Consider the following 17837-nt stretch of genomic DNA (forward strand, 5'->3'; position numbering starts at 1 on the left):
TCAATCAAGAGACTAGCATGAACACTGCATACACCCCCGCCGTCGATACCGCTCGAGCGGTAACCGTCAGCAAAACTTCGATCAAAAACCTGCCTATCAATTTATTCGGCTCAGTGATGGGTTTGGCCGGCCTGGCCCTGGCTTGGCGCTTGAGTGGTCAGTATTACGGCGTCGGCGGCAGCTTGGGTGAGGCCATTGGCGCGCTGGCCGGCCTGGTATTCGTGCTGTTGACCCTGGGTTACCTGACCAAATGGGTGAAACATCCAGCAGCGGTCAAGGCCGAGTTCAACCACCCGATTGCCAGCAACTTTTTTGGCACCGTCACCATTGCACTGTTGTTGCTTTCGGCAGTCGCGGGGGCCCACAACGAATGGCTCGGACAGGCTCTCTGGATACTGGGCAGCGCACTGACGGTGCTGCTCGCAGGCTTCGTGGTTTACCGTCTGTTGTCGGGCAATCAGGACCCGTTGAATGCCGTACCTGCCTGGCTGATTCCAGGCGTTGCCACCCTTGATATCGCGGTAACCGGTGCGCATATGCCGATGGCCTGGGCGACTGAGTTCAACCTGTTTGCCCTCGCCGTGGGTGCGGTGCTGGCGCTGGTACTCATCACCCGAATTTTTTCGCGGCTGGTGCATGAGGCCGCTCCGGCCAAAGGCATGGTGCCTTCGCTGATGATCCTGATTGCCCCCTTTGAAGTAGGTTTTCTGGCCTACACCAACGTATTCGGCGAGATCGACCGGTTTGCCAGCGTGTTGTTCTACTTCGGCCTGTTCCTGTTCGTGGTGCTGAGCTTCAAAGTGTTCCGTCGGGATGTGCCTTTTGCCCCTTCATGGTGGGCAATCAGCTTCCCCATCGCAGCGCTGAGCAACGCAGCGTTGAAATATGCACATGCCCAGGACAGCAGCGTGTTGATGGTCATCGCCGCTGTGATCCTGCTGTTCCTCACTGTGGCACTGAGCGTGCTGCTGGTGAAAACCCTGACCAGCCTGTTCAGCGGCAAACTGTTGGCCAACTGACCTTTTACCTCCCTTTGGCGAGCCTTAACCGGCTCGCTTTTTTGCCTTTGCGCATCGTCATGCCGGCTCTGAGTGCTAACCCACCTAGCGTACACCGCCAAAGACAATGGCTCCCATCAACCATGCTACTCCCCAAGCGCCAGACCGGGCCGTTGCCAGCCTTGATCGCGAGCAAACCGAACAATGGCCAGGCAAGAGTTATGTGAAAGATTTGCGCCATCAGGCGGGCTCGCCCGCAACGGCTCTATCGCTACCTTTATCACCAAATGATCCGAGGTGAACGTTGAAAGGTAACAAGGCAGTTCCCCTTGTTGATCCCCTGACGACCCATCGGTTGGTACTGCGCACGCCCCATGCATCTCATGCGGCAACAATGCACACTTATTTGCTGGAAAATCGTACCTATCTCCAACCGTGGGAACCGCTGCGAGATGGTGGATTTTTCAACCTTGATGCCGTGACTCAACGGCTGCAGTTGATGGAGCACAAAGCCGCCAGAGGCGAGGCCTTGCACGTGCTGATGCGCGATAGCGATGAGCATCGAGGGTAGGAAGCTGCACCGGATCATGGCCAATGACCGACCGGAGAACCTGCGCAGCGCGCGTCTGTTAACGCACTTAGGATTCGAAACCGAAGGCAAGGCACGCGCCTACCTTCAGATCAATGGCGCCTGATCAATCCTAAAATGGACTGAGCCATCAGCAAGCCCGCGAGCAGCTGTTGCTCGCGGGGCATGGCTACACCTCAAAAGTAAGTCGTAGCCCCGGCAAAAAACGCCCGGCCCGGCACATAGAACGTCGTCGAACCATCCCGCGCATCTTCATCCAGCAAGTTCTGCACGCCGCCATTGAGCGTCAACCACTTGGTCACGGCCAGGTTCGCCGTCAGGTCATAGGTGGTGTAGGACTTGACGAAGTCGTTACCCACACCCCGCTGCTTGCCGACATGCTGCGCCGACAGTTCGGTGTTGAGTGTGTCGGTGGCTTGCCAGTTGATTGCACTGAAAGCCGACAACTTGGGCGCGCTGATCAGGTCTTCGCCGGTGGACAGGTTTTTGCTCTCCAGCATGTAGGTGGCGTTGGTGCGCCAGTCCAGGGAATCGGTCAGTGGTACGCGAACCGAGCCTTCCCAGCCGCGGGTGCGCGCTTCTTCGACGTTTTCCAGCATGGTCCACCAGCGACCCTGGAACTGGCCCAGTGGCGCGTATTCGATCTTGTCTTCGAAGTCGGTGTGGAAGTAGGTCAGGCTGGCCTCCCAACCGTCACGGTCGAAGGACACGCCTATTTCCTTGTTGACGCTGGTCTCTGGCGACAGGTTCGGGTTACCGGCCATCCAGCAACTGCCGCTCACATAACCCAGGGGTTTCAAGGAGCCGCAACCGCGACCGCCGGATTCAGTGGCGGCACCGGCGCTGCCCTCTTTCAGGCTTGGCGCACGGAAGCCCTTGGACACACCGCCGCGCACGGTCCAGTCCGGGTGCGGATGGTAGACCAGGTACGCCCGCGGGCTGTTGTGGTTGCCATAGTCTTGACTGTGGTCGAAACGGTTGCCCAGGGTCAGGGCCAGGTTGTCGAGCAGGTACAACTCATCTTCGATAAACGCGGCCGAGTAGTCACCCTTGAGCGACGAACCGGAAACCGCAGCGCCCTGGTAGTCCACAGGCACCGTGCCCAGGGTGTCGCTGTTGGTCAGTTCTTCACGCTTCCACTGCCCGCCCACGGTCATGCGCTGGCTGAGCAGCAACTCAAACGGAATGTTCAGGCTGCCTTCGGCGATTTTCTCTTCGGCGCTGGATTTGCCCCAGTCGATATCGTTCTTGAATTTGTTCAGGTACAGGTCGACCTTCGAGGTACCGAAACTCCAGTCCCCGCTGTGGGACACAGAGTAGCTGTCGCGAATCAACCGCCCAGGACCGAAGCCAGCGCCGAGGGTTTCGCCCCAATCGCCAAAGGTCTTTTTGCTCGACCAGGAGCGCTCGACGCCATGCACGGCCTCGAACGACAGGCTTTGCTCGTCATTGATTTTCCAGTCGAGCAAGGCGTTGACGCTGTGGTCCTTGGCGCCGCCAGCGCCGTCGCCGTACATGAACTCGCCATCCTTATCCAGGCGCGCCGTGACCTCATCGGCGGCCCGCCGGGTCAGGTTGGCGCCCAGGCGCAGGCCCACGGACTCGGTCAACGGCCCGGACAGGTTGAGGCTGGTCTGGGTGGTCTGGCCACGGTCGGAATCTTCGGGAATCGTGGTATTGACGTTGGCCGAACCGCTCCAGGTGCTCGAGACCTTGCGCGTGATGATGTTGATCACCCCGCCCATGGCATCCGAGCCGTACAGCGACGACATGGGGCCGCGCACGATCTCGATGCGCTCAATCATGTTCGGGGTGATCCAGTTCAGGTCCTGGCGCGCCAGGTCGCGGCGATAGCTCAAGTCTCCGGAACCGCCGAGGCGTTTGCCGTCCACCAGGATCAAGGTGTACTTGTCGTCCAGGCCACGCAGTTTGATTTTCGATTGCTCGCCCACCGGGCCGAAGCCACCGGTGACCCCGGGTACACGCCGCAGCAGGGTATTGAGGTCGTACACCGGCTGGCGCTCGATTTCTTCGCGGGTAATCACGCTGACGCTGGCCGGTGCGTCGCGCAGGTCCGTGGCGCCGCCGGTGGCGGTGACGAATGAGGTATCGAGTTCGGTGACGGCGTGTTTATCGACCTCGCCAATCTCTTCTGCCTGCAACACGGGGGCGGCGATCAGCACGCCGGCGGTGAGGAAAAGAGAGCTGAAAAGGCAGGGAGGGGTTTTCATTGCAAACAGTCCTTGTTGGGCCAATATGCACCATGGCGGAGCATTAAAGGCCAAGGATCGTAATGCAAATCCTTATCATTTAGAAAGACGTTTTTGAAAAATCTCGCAACAACCCCATGCGGTTGAAACAAATTTGTTGTCTGCGCCACGCCTGGTCATAGGCCAAGATGGCCGAGAACGCCGAAGCCGGAGGGGGGATTTTGACGCTCCTGTCTCCCGCTGTTAGTGTCCGCCCTCCTCCCCGCAGATATCTGCCTGGTGCGTTTTACCCGCCAAGCATCACCCCAGGGACAACAGATCATTCTCAAAATGAACGGAGTTCAGCGCGTGCTTTTCAACCTACGCTTGCAGCGCCTTACCAGCCTCTCGGTGATCATCGCCGCCCTCAGCCTCGGTGCCTGCAACAGCACCAGCACCCCCGACCTGCCGCCCGCCCCGGAGCTGGGTTCGGGTTATCGCACGGACATGACGGTACGCCACGCCGAACGCCATATGGCGGCGGCGGCCAACCCGCTGGCGGCCGAAGCCGGGCGCAAGATCCTGCGCCAGGGAGGCTCGGCGATTGACGCGGCCATCGCCATGCAAGCGGTGCTGACACTGGTGGAGCCGCAGTCCTCGGGGATCGGTGGTGGCGCCTTTATCATGCTGTGGGATGGCAAGCAGGTACGGGCCTATGACGGCCGTGAAACGGCCCCGGCCGGCGCCACGGCCGATATGTTGTTGAAGGCCGACGGCACACCGATGGCGTTTGCCCAGGCGCAGATCGGTGGTCGTTCAGTCGCCACCCCCGGTGTGCTGCGCGCGCTGAAGATGGCCCACGAACACAGCGGCCGCCTGCCTTGGGCGCAGTTGTTTGCGCCGGCGATCCAGCTGTCCGAGCAAGGCTTTGCGATTTCCCCGCGCCTGCACAGCCTGATCGCCGCCGACCGCTACATCAGCCAGTCACCGGACATGGCGGCGTACTTCCTCAACGCCGACGGCAGCCCGAAAGCCACCGGTACCCTGTTGAAAAACCCGGCGCTGGCCAATGTGTTCAAGCGCATCGCCAAGGAAGGACCCGACGCGCTGTACCACGGCCCGATCGCCGAGGAGATTGCACGCAAGGTCCAGGGGCATCAGAACACGGGGCGCCTTGCACTGAACGATCTCAAGGGCTACCGCGCCAAGGAGCGCGCGCCGCTGTGTACCGACTACAAGCGCTGGCAAGTGTGCGGCATGCCACCGCCCTCTTCAGGCGGGGTGGCCATTGCGCAGATCCTCGGCACCTTGCAGGCCCTCGAAGCCCGCGACCCACGCTGGGCCCTGGCGCCGCTCAAGCCGGTGAAGAGCGCGACAGCCGCCGGCCTGGAACCGGTGCCCGAAGCGGTGCATCTGATTGCCGAAGCTGATCGCCTGGCTTACGCCGACCGTGGGCAATACGTCGCCGATACGGACTTCGTGCCGGTGCCGGTCGCGGGCCTGGTCGCCCCCGGCTACCTGGCCAGCCGCGCAGGATTGATCGGCGAACGCAGCATGGGCGTGGCCAAGCCCGGCCAACCGATGGGCGTTCAAGTGGCCTACGCGCCGGATCGCTCGCCGCTGCGCATTTCCACCTCGCAAGTGGTGGCCGTGGATGACCTGGGTGGCGCAGTGTCGATGACCACCACCATCGAAGCCGCGTTCGGTTCCCACGTCATGGTCCAGGGCTTCCTGCTGAACAATCAGATGACTGACTTTTCCTTTATCCCCGAGGAAAACGGCCAGCCGGTGGCCAACCGCATCGAGCCGGGCAAACGCCCCCGGTCGTCCATGGCGCCAACCCTGGTCTTCGACCGCCAAAGTGGCGAGCTGCTGGCCACGGTCGGCTCCCCCGGCGGATCGCAGATCATCGAATATGTGAGTAAATCCCTGGTGGGCATGCTCGACTGGAACCTCGACCCGCAAGCCGCCATCAGCCTGCCCAACTTCGGCAGCCGCAACGGCGCGACCGAGCTGGAGCAAGGGCTGTTCAGCGAGCCGTTGAAGGCGGCGCTCAAGGAGCGAGGGCATACCTTGAGCGAGATCGAGATGACCAGCGGCACCCAGGCCATCGTGCGAGTACGCGATGCCCAGGGTAAGGCGACCTGGAGTGGGGGCGCGGATCCGCGTCGTGAAGGGGAAGCGTTGGGGGATTGACCCAGGGTTGTATCGCCTTTACGGGCCTCATCGCCGGCAAGCCGGCTCCTACAAAGTTAACGGCAGAATACGCCATACCCTGTAGAAGCTGGCTTGCCGGCGATGGCGGTTGAAGCTTAGCGACTGATCTTCAGCCCCTTGCGCATCCCATGCCGCTCCAGCGCCAGTTCGATCAGGCGGCTGACCAGTTCGCTGTAGCTCATCCCCGCCGCCTGCCACAGCTTGGGATACATGCTGATGCGCGTGAACCCTGGCAGTGAGTTGACCTCATTGATCAGTACTTCACCGTCCTCGCAAAGAAACACATCGACCCGCGCCAGCCCGGCGCAGCCCAGCACTTCAAAGGCCTCGACGGCCAGGGCACGAATGCGTTCGCTGGCTTCGACGCTGATGTCCGCCGGCACCAGCACTTGGGCGGCCTGGTCGTCGATGTACTTGCTGTCGTAGGAATAGAAGCCGTCACGCACCACGATCTCACCACAACCGCTGGCGATGGGACGCTCGTTGCCCAGCACCGCGCATTCGATTTCGCGGCCTTTGACGGCAGATTCCACCAACACTTTTTCATCGAAACCCAGGGCCAGTTCAATCGCCGCCAGGTACTCGGCTTCGTCAGCCACCTTGCTCACGCCCACCGAGGAGCCTTGGTTGGCCGGTTTGACGAACAGGGGCAACCCCAGCTTTTGCCGAGCCTGGTCGAAGGTTGTGCGTGCCGCGTTGCCACGGTTAAGGGTGATAAAGGGCGCCACGGCGATACCGGCATCACGCAACAGGCGCTTGCTGATGTCCTTGTCCATGCACACCGCCGACCCCAGCACGTCGGAACCCACAAACGGCAGGTCCGCCATGCGCAGCAAGCCTTGCAGGCAACCGTCTTCGCCGAGGGTGCCGTGGACGATGGGGAAGATCACATCGACGTGTTCCAGCAAGCCCTGGCCCGAGGTTTCCACCAGTTGCTGGCTGGCCTTGCCCGGCACCACCGCCAGTTCGCGGTTGGACTGGTTGAGGGCGATCAGCGCCGGGTTTTCCTGGTTGAGCAGGAAGTTCGAGGTGTCGTTGAGGTGCCAGTGGCCGGCCTTGTCGATGCCGATCAGTACCGGCTCGAAGCGCGTGCGGTCGAGGGCGTCGACGATGTTGCGTGCCGACTGCAAGGACACTTCATGCTCGGCCGAACGCCCACCAAAAATAATACCTACCCGCAACTTGCTCATAACCTGCCTCACATTTGAAATGTAGGGTTTATTACCACGAGCGGTCAGCAGCCTGCCACCGTTGAAGCCGCGCACAATCGTTCAAGACCCTGGCAGACAGCCGCCCCAGACTCAGTTAACGTAACTCCATCCGACATATTTCGAAAACATCCCATGGGCAAACCCACTGCAAATATCGACTGGCTGCACCGGGCGCCTCATGCCAGCGGCCTGGAGCGGATCGAGGCATATTTCTCCGGGTTCGGCTTCGACCCTCATCGCCACGATACCTACGCCATCGGCCATACCCTGTTCGGTGTGCAGAGCTTTCATTATCGCGGCGGCCAGACCCACAGCCTGCCGGGCACGACCATGGTGATCCACCCCGACGAAGTCCACGATGGCTGGGCCGGCAGCGACGAGGGCTTCAAGTACCGGATGATTTATGTGGAGCCGGCGCAGATCCAGCAGGTTCTCGGCGGCAAGCCGTTGCCGTTTATCCACAACGGGCTGTCCAACGACCCATGGCTGCACCGGGCCTGCCAGGCCTTTGTGCAGCAGCTCGACTGCCCACTGGACCCGCTGCAGGAGCAGGACGCGTTGTTCGACCTGGCCCACGCCCTGAACAACGCGTCGGGCATCAGCGTCAGCCGCAAGACGTTTGATTACCAGGCCGCCGAGCGGGCCCGGGAATTTATCCACAGCGCCCTGGGGCGCAGCATCACCCTGGATGAAATGGCCGCGCACTGCGGGCGGGATCGTTGGGCCTTGTCGCGGGACTTTCGCCTGTTGTTCGGCACCAGCCCCTATCGTTACCTGACCATGCGCCGCCTGGATCTGGTGCGCAACCTGCTGGGCCAGGGCCAGTCACTGGTGGATGCGGCGCTGATCGCCGGGTTCACCGACCAGAGCCACATGACCCGGCAGTTTCGCAGTACCTTTGGCATACCGCCTTCGCGGTGGGTGAAGATGCTAGGCCGATAAGCCAATAGAAACGGTAGGACCAAGCTCGCTCCTACAGAAAATCCAAGCCGCCTGCAGAACAGGTCCGGACCGCAATGACCCCAGCCTCATTGCCACCAGCGCCCCGAGTGTGAGAAGAAAGGATGCGCTACCACCACCGCGAGGTTTTCCACGGATGAACCTGACATTGACGCCCCCCCAGTGGGATGACGTGAACGAGCTGCTGGCGTTCGAGCTGGCCAATCGGGCCTTTTTCGAAAGTTGGATCAATGCCCGGCCCGAGGCTTACTACAACGTGGAAGGGGTACAGCGCGCCATCGAGAGTGCGCTGCTGGAGGCCAGTGAAGACCGCGCCTATCAGTACCTGATCCGCGAGAACGGCGTGCTGGTGGGGCGGATCAACTTTACCCAGGTGCGCCGCCGCTACTATCACTCAGCGTCCCTGGGCTATCGCATGGGGGCCGAGTTCACGGGGCGCGGCCTGGCCCGGCAAGCTGTGGCACTGGGCCTGCAAAAAGCCTTTGGCGAGCACGCCCTCAAGCGCATCGAGGCCACTGTGCGCCCGGAGAACCCGGGCTCGTTGCGGGTGTTGCAGCGCAGCGGTTTTACCCAGTATGGGCATTCACGCAAGGCGTTCCTGCTCGATGGGCAGTGGTTCGACCTATTGCTGTTCGAGGTCCATGCCCCCTGACAAACACAGCTCCTGCCTTTGAGCCGGCCTGCGGCCTAGCTGGATAACTGATTGGCAAACTGGCCAACCGCACTCACTACTTTCTGCGCGCCGTCCTGGATCTCGACGATCACCGTACCGGCCTCGGCCGCCAGGGACAGCCCCTGCTCGGCCTGCAGCCGGCCATCGGTCATCAGCGCCACGGCATCGCGGGCCATGTCCTGGTTCTGGCGCACCACGCCGACGATTTCTTCAGTGGCTTTGCTGGTACGCGAGGCCAACTGCCGCACTTCATCGGCCACCACCGCAAACCCGCGCCCCTGCTCGCCGGCACGGGCCGCTTCGATGGCGGCGTTGAGCGCCAGCAGGTTGGTTTGCTCGGCAATCCCGCTGATGGTCTTGACGATACTGCCAATCACCTGGGACTGAGCATTCAGGGCCTCGATCCCCTCACCCGCCTGTTCCATGTGTTTGGCCAGGTCGCGCATCACCTCCACCGCCTGGGTGACCACGGCGGTACCGCGCTGGGCGCTGCTGTCGGTTTGCAGCGAGGTGCTGTAGGCAATGTTGGCGGCCTCGGCCACCGCGCGTTCCTGATTGATCTGGTCGGTGATCACCGTGGCGAACTTGACCACTTTGTACAGCTGGTTGTTGGCATCCAGTACCGGGTTATAGGACGCTTCCAGCCAGACCTCGCGACCATGGGCGTCGACACGCTTGAAGCGCCCGGCCACAAACTCACCGCTGTTCAAACGCTTCCAGAACGCCTGGTACTCGGCGCTGTTGTAATCCTGCGGTTCACAGAACATACGGTGCGGCTTGCCCAGGATCTGCGCCAGGCTGTAACCCATGCCCTGCAGGAAACGCTCGTTGGCAGCCAGCACGTTGCCATTGAGGTCAAACTCGATCACCGCCGTGGAGCGCACCAGGGCGGTGATCAGGTTTTCGTGCTCGCGGGAGGCTTCGATGGTGCGGGTCAGGTCGCTGGAGTACACCGAAAACCGTTTGATGCGCCCATCCGAGCTCCGCACCGGCTGCACGATGGAACGCAACCACGCCTCCTTGCCGTTGCCGCGCAACAGGCGCACGGTGCCGGCATAGTGTTCGCCACGGCTCAGGGCGTTGTTGAAGCGCTGCTGGAATTCATCGCGTTTCACATGCTCGGGCACAAACCCGTGAATGGCATGGCCCAGCAGGTCGCTGGATTTGTAGAGCATTTCGTCGAGGAAGTTCTGGTTGACCGACTCGATCCGGCCCTCGGGGTCCAGGCTCAGTGCCAGCATCTCGCTCTCCAGGCTTTCCTGGACCTGCTGCAGGCTGGACAGTTCTTCGCGAAGAGCGGACAGCTCCTGCTTCAAGCGGGTATTGAACATAGGAACACCAGAGGGCAGAGATGAGTGGATTATCTAACCATCGGCGCTTCTGGCGTTTTCTGAAGAGGGCTTGAGTGTTCGACTCAACTATTTTTTCAGTCCCTCAACGGCCGTTGTGACGGGGCCGCCTCAGGACCTGGGACTCCAAGGAAACCAACGCCGCGTTTCAGGAGGCTCGCGTGCGGATTGCAAATCCGTCATCCCGTGTGGAGCTGGCAAAATTGTAATGCGCATGCCACCTCGGCGTTATCCGCTGTTTGCAACTATGAGCCGGGCTCCCCGTATCAGGGACAGCTCTCCAATAAGAACGCCCCAGGCGACCAAAAAAGCTCATAGCTGCCAACACCGAGGAGCGATACATGCGTACTAACCGCACACTTTCCCTTTCCATCATTGCGGCACTGGCCAGCGCTGCACCGCTGGCGGGCATGGCCGCAGAAGATAAACCCGAGGGTTTTATCGAAGGCAGTACGTTGAACGTGCTGGCACGCAACTTTTACTTCAACCGCGATGACCGCAAAGGCCAGTCCAGCCCGACCGGCAACGGCTACTCAGAGGCGTGGGCCCAGGGCCTGATCGGCAAGTTCGAGTCCGGGTTCACCCAAGGCACTGTAGGGTTTGGCCTGGATGCCTTTGCGATGTATGGCTTGAAGCTCGACTCCGGCACCGGGCGCAGCGGCGGCCGGGGTTCCTTCGACATGTTGCCGGTGGACAGCGACAATCGCCCTGAAGACGACTACAGCAAACTCGGCGGTGCCGTAAAAATGCGCCTGTTGGATACGGTGGTCAAAGTCGGCGATGTCTTTCCACAAACCCCGGTGGTGCATTACGGCGACTCACGCCTGCTGCCGGAAAGCTTTCGCGGCGTGACCCTGGAAAACACCAGCCTGGAAGGCTTGACCCTGCAGGGCGGACGCTTGCACGCCATGAGCCAGCCGAACAGCAGCAGTATGCGTGACGGCTTCGCGACGTTTTATGCCGGCAACCTCAACTCGCCCTGGGTCGGTTACTTCGGTGGCGACTATCAGTTGAACCCGCACCTGAGCCTCAGCCTCTACAGCAGCCGCTTGAAAGACGCCTGGGACCAGTACTACTTCGGCACCGCCGCCAGCTATCCGCTGACGGAAGAAGTCTCGCTGTTTGGCGGTTTCAACTACTACAACACCCAGGACGAGGGTAAAAAACTGCTGGGCGAACTCAACAACAACATCTGGAGTGCCAAGCTCGGGGTCAAGGTCGGCGCCCATCGCCTGGCCCTCTCGCACCAGCGCAACAACGGCAACAATGACTTCGACTACCTGCGCCAGTCGGACTCGATCTTCCTCGACAACTCGATCCAGTACAGCGATTTCAACTCGCCGAAGGAGCGCTCGTGGGCGCTGCGCTACGACCTGGATATGCAGCCCTTCGGCATTCCCGGCCTATCGTTCATGACCCGTTATGGCAAAGGCACCGGCGCCGATTACAGCAACGCCAACGCGGTATATATGCGCCGTGATGCCGCGGGCGACCCGCTGACTGACCAGCGCCGCTGGGAGCGCGACATCGAGGCCAAATATGTATTTCAGGGCGGCAGTTTGAAAGACCTGTCCCTGCGCATTCGCCAGGCCACGGTGCGCTCCAGTGCCTTTGAATCAGACCTGGAAGAGTTCCGGCTGATCATGGAGTACCCGCTGGCCATCCTCTGATAGGCCCCAACGGCAAGTGCTTACATTCACTTGCCGTTGACTAGCACTTCTTCACAATTGGCAGTCTGTCAGAACTGTAATATGCGCCTCACGTTCTCGTTAAGTTGCACTTCATATACTGCCCGCATCGACCGGCCGAGTAGCTTTGGGCAACTAACGGCACGGGTCTTTTGCGGAGAAGGTTGATGAAGGTACTGCATAGTTTATTCACCGGTTTGCTCATTGCGGCCTCCACCGCAGCGCTGGCCGACGATGGCGGCGAGCGCTCCCGTCAGTTGCTGGCTGAATTTCGCCAGCAACAGCAACAAATCCATGGCACCCAAGTGCTAGCCCAGCAAACACCCGCGCCCTCGACCTGAGCGGCGCACTCCGAGCACATTCATCTCTTGAAGCTTTTTTTGTGGAGCTCCTTTGGAAGGAGATGAATTTTTAGCGCCCTCACGGGCGCTTTTTTTTGCCTGCCCAGTGGAGTCAAAGCCCCGCCCCCAGCGACCAATCGTCGCACCTGTGCCCAAACAGCAGGATTGCGCGGGATGCGCCTTGACCCTGAAGTAGCTTCAAGGATCAGAATTTTCCTACTTTTGGGACTACAGCCCTTATCTCGCGTAGCTCCCGTCGCCTTTCCGCTTACCAGTATGAGGTCAATCTGCATGCGTATCCTTGTGGTTGAGGACGAGCCAAAAACTGCCGACTACTTGCATCAAGGCTTGAGTGAAAGTGGTTATGTCGTCGATTGTGCCGCCAGCGGCATCGACGGCCTGCACCTGGCCGAGCAACACCGCTACGAACTGGTGATCCTTGACGTCAACCTGCCCGGCAAGGACGGCTGGCAGGTGCTGGAACAACTGCGCCGCAACAACACCTTGCGGGTGATGATGCTCACCGCCCGTGGCCGGCTGGCCGACAAGATCAAGGGCCTGGACATGGGCGCCGATGATTACCTGGTCAAACCCTTCGAGTTTCCCGAATTGCTGGCCAGGGTGCGTTCATTGCTGCGACGCAGCGAGCCGATTGCGCTGCCGGAAGTATTCCGCGTCTTGGACCTGGAGCTGGACCCACGTCGTCACCGAGCGTACCGGGGCACGCGGCGCATCGACCTGACCACCAAGGAGTTCACGCTGCTGCAGGTTTTGATGCGCCAGAGCGGCGAAGTCCTGACGCGCACGCAGATCATTTCCCTGGTGTGGGACATGAACTTCGACTGCGACACCAACGTGGTGGAGGTGTCGATCAGCCGGCTACGGGCCAAGATCGACGACCAGAGCGAGGTCAAGTTGATCCATACCATTCGTGGCGTGGGCTATGTGCTGGAAGCGCGCCAATGAGACCTGGCAGTTTATCCATGCGCCTGGGGCTCACCGTCAGCCTGATGGGCGCCGGCCTGGTGCTGTTGCTGGCGACCCTGGCGTACCTGGCCCTCACCCACGAGCTGGAAAACCTCGCGCGCAAGGGCCTGGAAAGCAAGATGGAGCAGATCCAGCACAGCCTGCTGCAGGATCTCAACACCCGCGACATCAGCGCCCGGCCCCATTCGCTACTGGACCTGGTGATGGGCCACGACAATTTCTACCTGACCATCATCGGCCCGTCGCCCGCCAATACGGTGCTGCTGAGCGTCGGCGCCAAACCCCAGGAACCCTTGCTGCTCGACTTTGCCGCCAGGCCGACCCTGGGCTTTTTCAACTGGACCGATGGGCGCGGCAACCAGATCCTCAGCGCGTCGAGCCTGATGCCCCTGCACACCGGGGAGAAGGTGCGGGTGCTGCTGTCCCTGGACCGTTCCGACGACCAGGCGCTGCTCAGTGCCTATCTGCAATCCACGGTTATCGCCCTGCCGCTGTTGCTGATCCTGATCGGCATGGGCGCCTGGTGGCTGGTGCAGCGCGGGCTGGCACCGTTGCAGCAATTCAGCCGCGTCGCCGGCAAAGTCACCACCCAGGACCTGAGCCATCGCCTGGCCGTCGAGAATCTGCCCCGGGAACTCAGCGAACTGGCGCGGGGCATCAATGTGATGCTCGACCGGCTGGATGCCGGTGTGCAGCAGTTGTCGCAATTCTCCGACGACCTGGCCCACGAACTGCGTGCGCCCCTGACCAACCTGATGGGCAAGGCCCAGGTGACACTGTCCCGCGCCCGGGCGCCCGACGAGTACAAATCGGCGCTGGAGTCCAGCACCGAAGAGCTGGACCGCTTGGCGCGGATCGTCGCCGACATGCTGTTTCTCGCCCAGGTCAGCCATCCGGCGGCGCGGGTGTTGTTTACCACGGTGAACCTGCGGGATGAAGCGCTGCGGGTCATGGACCTGTTTGCCTTGAGCGCCGAAGACAAAGGGTTGCGCCTGAACCTGGCCGGCGACGCCTGGGTCCTGGGGGATCGGCTGATGATCCAGCGGGCCATTTCCAACCTGCTGTCCAATGCGATCCGCCACAGCCCGCACGGCTCTGGCATTGCCTTGCAGATCGACAGCCACGACCAGCGCGTCTCACTCACCGTGAGCAACCCAGGCGCAGGCATTGAAGCGCAACACCTGCCCCACCTGTTCGAACGTTTCTACCGCGCCGACAACAGCCGCGCCCGCAGCGAGGGCGGCACCGGGCTGGGCCTGGCGATTGTGCGTTCGATCATCAGCCTGCACCAGGGCCAGGCCGAGGCCACCAGCGTGCTGGGTGGCGTGACCTCGTTCCGACTGATATTCCCCGCCCTGTCTGCCGCCCCAAAAGCCCCGTAGCAACCCTCTTAGTGGTCCGGCCCCCTGCTGAACATGCTTGCCATGGCCAGCAGGGGGTTTGTTGTGGTGAGGGGCTTGCCCCACTCCCCCAAGGTCACTGGGACTCCTGCTCCTCATCGCGACGATGGGCCCAGTGGTAGAGCGCAGGCAGTACCAGCAACGTCAGCAGCGTCGATGAAATAATCCCGCCAATCACCACCGTCGCCAGTGGCCGTTGCACTTCGGCGCCGGTGCCGGTGGCCAGGGCCATGGGGATAAACCCGAGGGACGCGACCAGCGCGGTCATCAACACCGGGCGCAAACGGGTCAGTGCCCCCTCGTTGATCGCCACCGTCAGCGAACGCCCTTCCTCGCGCAGGTTGCGGATAAACGCGATCATCACCAGGCCATTGAGCACTGCCACCCCCGACAGCGCGATAAATCCCACCCCGGCGGAAATCGACAACGGAATATCGCGCAACCACAGCGCCATGATCCCACCGGTCAGGGCGAAGGGAATCCCGGTGAACACCAGCAACCCATCCTTGAGGTTGTTGAACATCATGAACAACAAGCCGAACACCAGCAGCAATGCCACCGGCACCACCACCTGCAGGCGCTCGGACGCCTCCTTGAGTTGCTCGAACTGGCCGCCCCAGGTGGTCCAGTAGCCGGCGGGGATTTTCACCTGTGTCGCCAACGCGTTTTCCGCCTCGGCAACAAAGGAACCGATATCCCGCCCCCGCACGTTGGCGCTGACGATCACTAGGCGCTTGCCGTTTTCGCGGCTGATCTGGTTCGGGCCCAGCACCAGGTCCAGGCTGGCCACTTGCGACAAGGCGATAAAGCCCAATTGCCCCGTGGTATTGCCGGCCAGCGCCGGGATCGGGATCAACAGCCGCGACAAGCCCTCGATATCGGTACGCAGGGTTTCCGACAAGCGCACCACCATGTCAAAGCGTCGGTCGCCTTCGTACATCGTGCCGGCCTGGCGCCCACCCACGGCCACCGCGATGGTGTCTTGCACATCGCCCACGTTCAGGCCAAAGCGCGCGGCCTTGTCGCGGTCTATATTGATGGTCAGCACCGGCAGGCCGGAGGTCTGTTCCACTTTCACTTCCGAGGCCCCATCGAGCTTCTGCAAGGTTTCGGCAATCTCCCCGGCAGTCTTGTTCAGCACCGCCATATCATCGCCAAACACCTTCACCGCCACATCGCTGCGCACCCCGGAAATCAACTCGTTGAACCGCAACTGTATCGGTTGCGACAACTCGTACTGGCTGCCCGGCACAATCGCACTGGCGCGCTGGATATCGGCGATCAGGGCTTCGCGGGATTTTTTCGGATCCGGCCACTGGTCCTTGGGTTTGAGCATCAGATAGGCGTCGGAAATATTCGGCGGCATCGGGTCGGAGGCAATTTCTGCGGTGCCGGTACGGGCAAATACCCGCTGGATTTCCGGCACCTGTTCCATCAAGGTTTTTTCCAGTTGCTGTTGCATCTGCACCGACTGCGTGAGGCTGGTGCCCGGCACGCGCAAGGCTTGCTGGGCGAAGTCACCTTCGCTGAGGCTGGGGATAAACTCGCTGCCCATGCGGCTGGCCACGGCGCCGGAGAGCACGATGGTCAACAGTGCCAGGCCAAACGCCCAGGTACGGTGCGCCATCACCCAATCCAGCACCGGCGCATAACCCCGGCGCGCGTTGCGCATCACCCAGTTTTCGTCTTCCTTGACCTTGCCGGTGACAAACAGCGCAATCGCCGCGGGGACAAACGTCACCGACAGAATCATCGCGCCCAGCAAGGCCATGACCACGGTGAACGCCATGGGGTGGAACATTTTCCCGGCCACGCCCGTCAAGGCGAAGATCGGCAGGTACACCACCATGATGATCAGTTGTCCAAAGATCAGCGCACGGCGCGCTTCCTTGGCGGCGGCGAACACTTCGTGCAGGCGCTCGCTACGGGTCAGCAGGCGGCCATGGCGTTGCTGCGCATGGGCCAGGCGGCGGATCGCATTCTCGACGATCACCACCGCACCATCGACGATAATCCCGAAGTCCAGCGCGCCCAGGCTCATCAGGTTGGCGCTGACCTTGTTGGTGAACATCCCGGTAAACGTGAACAGCATGGCCAGCGGAATCACCATCGCAGTGATCAACGCCGCGCGGATATTGCCGAGGAACAAGAACAGAACCACGATCACCAGCAGCGCACCTTCGAAGAGGTTTTTCTTCACGGTGGCGATGGCTTTTTCCACCAGGTTGGTGCGGTCGTAAACCGTGACCGCGACCACGCCTTCGGGCAGTGAGCGGTTGATCTCTTCGAGCTTTTTCGCCACGGCCTGGGACACGGTGCGGCTGTTTTCGCCGATCAACATAAAGACCGTGCCGAGCACCACTTCACGACCATTTTCGGTGGCCGCACCGGTACGCAGCTCACGGCCGATATCGACCTGGGCCACATTGCGCACGCGGATCGGCGTGCCGTCCACGGTATTGATCACGATATTGGCGATGTCGTCGATGGACGCCACCTGCCCCGGCGCGCGAATCAGCAACTGCTCGCCGCTGCGCTCGATATACCCGGCGCCAACGTTGGCGTTGTTGCGCTCCAGCGCCGTCACCAGATCACTCAAGGTCAGGTTGTAGGCCGCCAGGCGCTTGGGGTCCGGGGCGATCTGGTATTCCTTGGCAAAGCCGCCGATGGTATTGATCTCGGCCACGCCGGCCACGTTGCGCAACTGTGGCTTGATGATCCAGTCCTGGATCACCCGCAGGTCCGTCGGGGTGTAGGCCGAGCCGTCTTCCTTGCGCGCACCGTCTTCAGCCTCCACGGTCCACAGGAAAATTTCCCCGAGCCCCGTGGATATCGGCCCCATCGCCGTTTCAATGCCGTCCGGCAATTGCTCGCGGGCCACTTGCAGCCGCTCATTCACCAGTTGCCGGGCGAAGAACAGATCAGTGCCGTCCTTGAAGATCACCGTGACCTGGGACAGCCCCGAGCGCGACAGTGAGCGGGTCTGCTGCAAGCCCGGCAGGCCGGCCATGGCGGTTTCGATGGGAAAGGTGATGCGCTGCTCGGTTTCCAGCGGCGAAAAACCGGCCGCCGCCGAGTTGATCTGCACCTGGACGTTGGTGATGTCCGGCACCGCGTCGATCGGCAGTTTCTGGTAACTGGCGATGCCGACACCGGCCATCAGCAACACAGCCAGCAGCACGATGATGCGCTGCTCGATGGCAAATTGAATCAGACGTTCAAACATGGGCAATCA

Annotated in this window: 13 protein-coding genes and 1 pseudogene; 10 read left to right on the top strand and 4 right to left on the bottom strand. The window is 61.5% G+C overall.

What is annotated here, in order from left to right; all coding sequences use genetic code 11:
- The first annotated feature begins 17 nt into the window (after window positions 1–17).
- From HBR94_RS12400 to HBR94_RS28665, 3 genes and pseudogenes are all read left to right on the top strand, one after another.
- On the top strand, window positions 18–1019 hold the full coding sequence (locus HBR94_RS12400; RefSeq protein ID WP_170044877.1) for an SLAC1 anion channel family protein: 1002 nt from the start codon (window positions 18–20) through the stop codon (window positions 1017–1019).
- 283 nt (window positions 1020–1302) lie between these two features.
- On the top strand, window positions 1303–1569 hold the full coding sequence (locus HBR94_RS28660) for a hypothetical protein (protein WP_252117623.1): 267 nt from the start codon (window positions 1303–1305) through the stop codon (window positions 1567–1569).
- Window positions 1570–1573: 4 nt separating this feature from the next.
- Window positions 1574–1693 (top strand): annotated as a pseudogene (locus HBR94_RS28665) (30S ribosomal protein S5 alanine N-acetyltransferase); the annotation flags it as partial.
- Between the two features lie 70 nt (window positions 1694–1763).
- On the opposite strand, the gene HBR94_RS12410 reads toward HBR94_RS28665, so the two are convergent.
- Window positions 1764–3818, bottom strand: a complete 2055-nt coding sequence (locus HBR94_RS12410) for a TonB-dependent receptor (protein WP_057442027.1) — start codon at window positions 3816–3818, stop codon at window positions 1764–1766.
- A 309-nt stretch (window positions 3819–4127) separates the two neighbouring features.
- Here HBR94_RS12410 and ggt point away from each other — a divergent pair, with 309 nt between their 5' ends.
- A complete protein-coding gene (gene ggt / locus HBR94_RS12415; protein ID WP_170044878.1) occupies window positions 4128–5972 on the top strand; it encodes a gamma-glutamyltransferase in 1845 nt (614 codons plus the stop codon).
- A 116-nt stretch (window positions 5973–6088) separates the two neighbouring features.
- On the opposite strand, the gene ddlA is transcribed toward ggt, so the two are convergent.
- Entirely contained in the window at window positions 6089–7183 is a 1095-nt protein-coding gene (gene ddlA / locus HBR94_RS12420) for a D-alanine--D-alanine ligase (protein WP_057442032.1), read from the bottom strand.
- A 153-nt stretch (window positions 7184–7336) separates the two neighbouring features.
- Here ddlA and HBR94_RS12425 point away from each other — a divergent pair, with 153 nt between their 5' ends.
- Window positions 7337–8146, top strand: a complete 810-nt coding sequence (locus tag HBR94_RS12425) for an AraC family transcriptional regulator (protein ID WP_057442033.1) — start codon at window positions 7337–7339, stop codon at window positions 8144–8146.
- Window positions 8147–8300: 154 nt separating this feature from the next.
- Entirely contained in the window at window positions 8301–8816 is a 516-nt protein-coding gene (locus HBR94_RS12430) for a GNAT family N-acetyltransferase (protein ID WP_057442037.1), read from the top strand.
- A 35-nt stretch (window positions 8817–8851) separates the two neighbouring features.
- On the opposite strand, the gene HBR94_RS12435 is transcribed toward HBR94_RS12430, so the two are convergent.
- On the bottom strand, window positions 8852–10168 hold the full coding sequence (locus HBR94_RS12435; protein WP_120731600.1) for a PAS domain-containing methyl-accepting chemotaxis protein: 1317 nt from the start codon (window positions 10166–10168) through the stop codon (window positions 8852–8854).
- A 359-nt stretch (window positions 10169–10527) separates the two neighbouring features.
- On the opposite strand from HBR94_RS12435, the gene HBR94_RS12440 reads away from it, so the two are divergent.
- The 4 genes from HBR94_RS12440 (at window position 10528) to HBR94_RS12455 (ending at window position 14584) form a co-directional block, all read left to right on the top strand.
- Window positions 10528–11856 (top strand): OprD family porin, encoded by a 1329-nt coding sequence (locus HBR94_RS12440; RefSeq protein ID WP_115127407.1) that lies wholly within the window; start codon window positions 10528–10530, stop codon window positions 11854–11856.
- Window positions 11857–12041: 185 nt separating this feature from the next.
- Window positions 12042–12215: a hypothetical protein gene (locus HBR94_RS12445; protein WP_169990520.1), complete on the top strand. Its 174-nt coding sequence runs from the start codon at window positions 12042–12044 to the stop codon at window positions 12213–12215.
- Between the two features lie 291 nt (window positions 12216–12506).
- Window positions 12507–13181, top strand: coding sequence for a heavy metal response regulator transcription factor (locus HBR94_RS12450; RefSeq protein WP_057442047.1), 675 nt, complete (start codon window positions 12507–12509; stop codon window positions 13179–13181).
- Window positions 13178–14584 (top strand): heavy metal sensor histidine kinase, encoded by a 1407-nt coding sequence (locus tag HBR94_RS12455; RefSeq protein ID WP_170044879.1) that lies wholly within the window; start codon window positions 13178–13180, stop codon window positions 14582–14584. The genes HBR94_RS12450 and HBR94_RS12455 overlap by 4 nt, the downstream gene beginning before the upstream one ends.
- 94 nt (window positions 14585–14678) lie before the next feature.
- Here the strand turns inward: HBR94_RS12455 and HBR94_RS12460 are convergent, their stop codons facing one another.
- Window positions 14679–17828, bottom strand: coding sequence for a CusA/CzcA family heavy metal efflux RND transporter (locus HBR94_RS12460; RefSeq protein WP_170044880.1), 3150 nt, complete (start codon window positions 17826–17828; stop codon window positions 14679–14681).
- Between the last annotated feature and the right edge of the window lie 9 nt (window positions 17829–17837).

The sequence above is a fragment of the Pseudomonas sp. WS 5412 genome, assembly GCF_012985615.1.
Taxonomy (GTDB): Bacteria; Pseudomonadota; Gammaproteobacteria; order Pseudomonadales; family Pseudomonadaceae; genus Aquipseudomonas; species Aquipseudomonas shahriarae.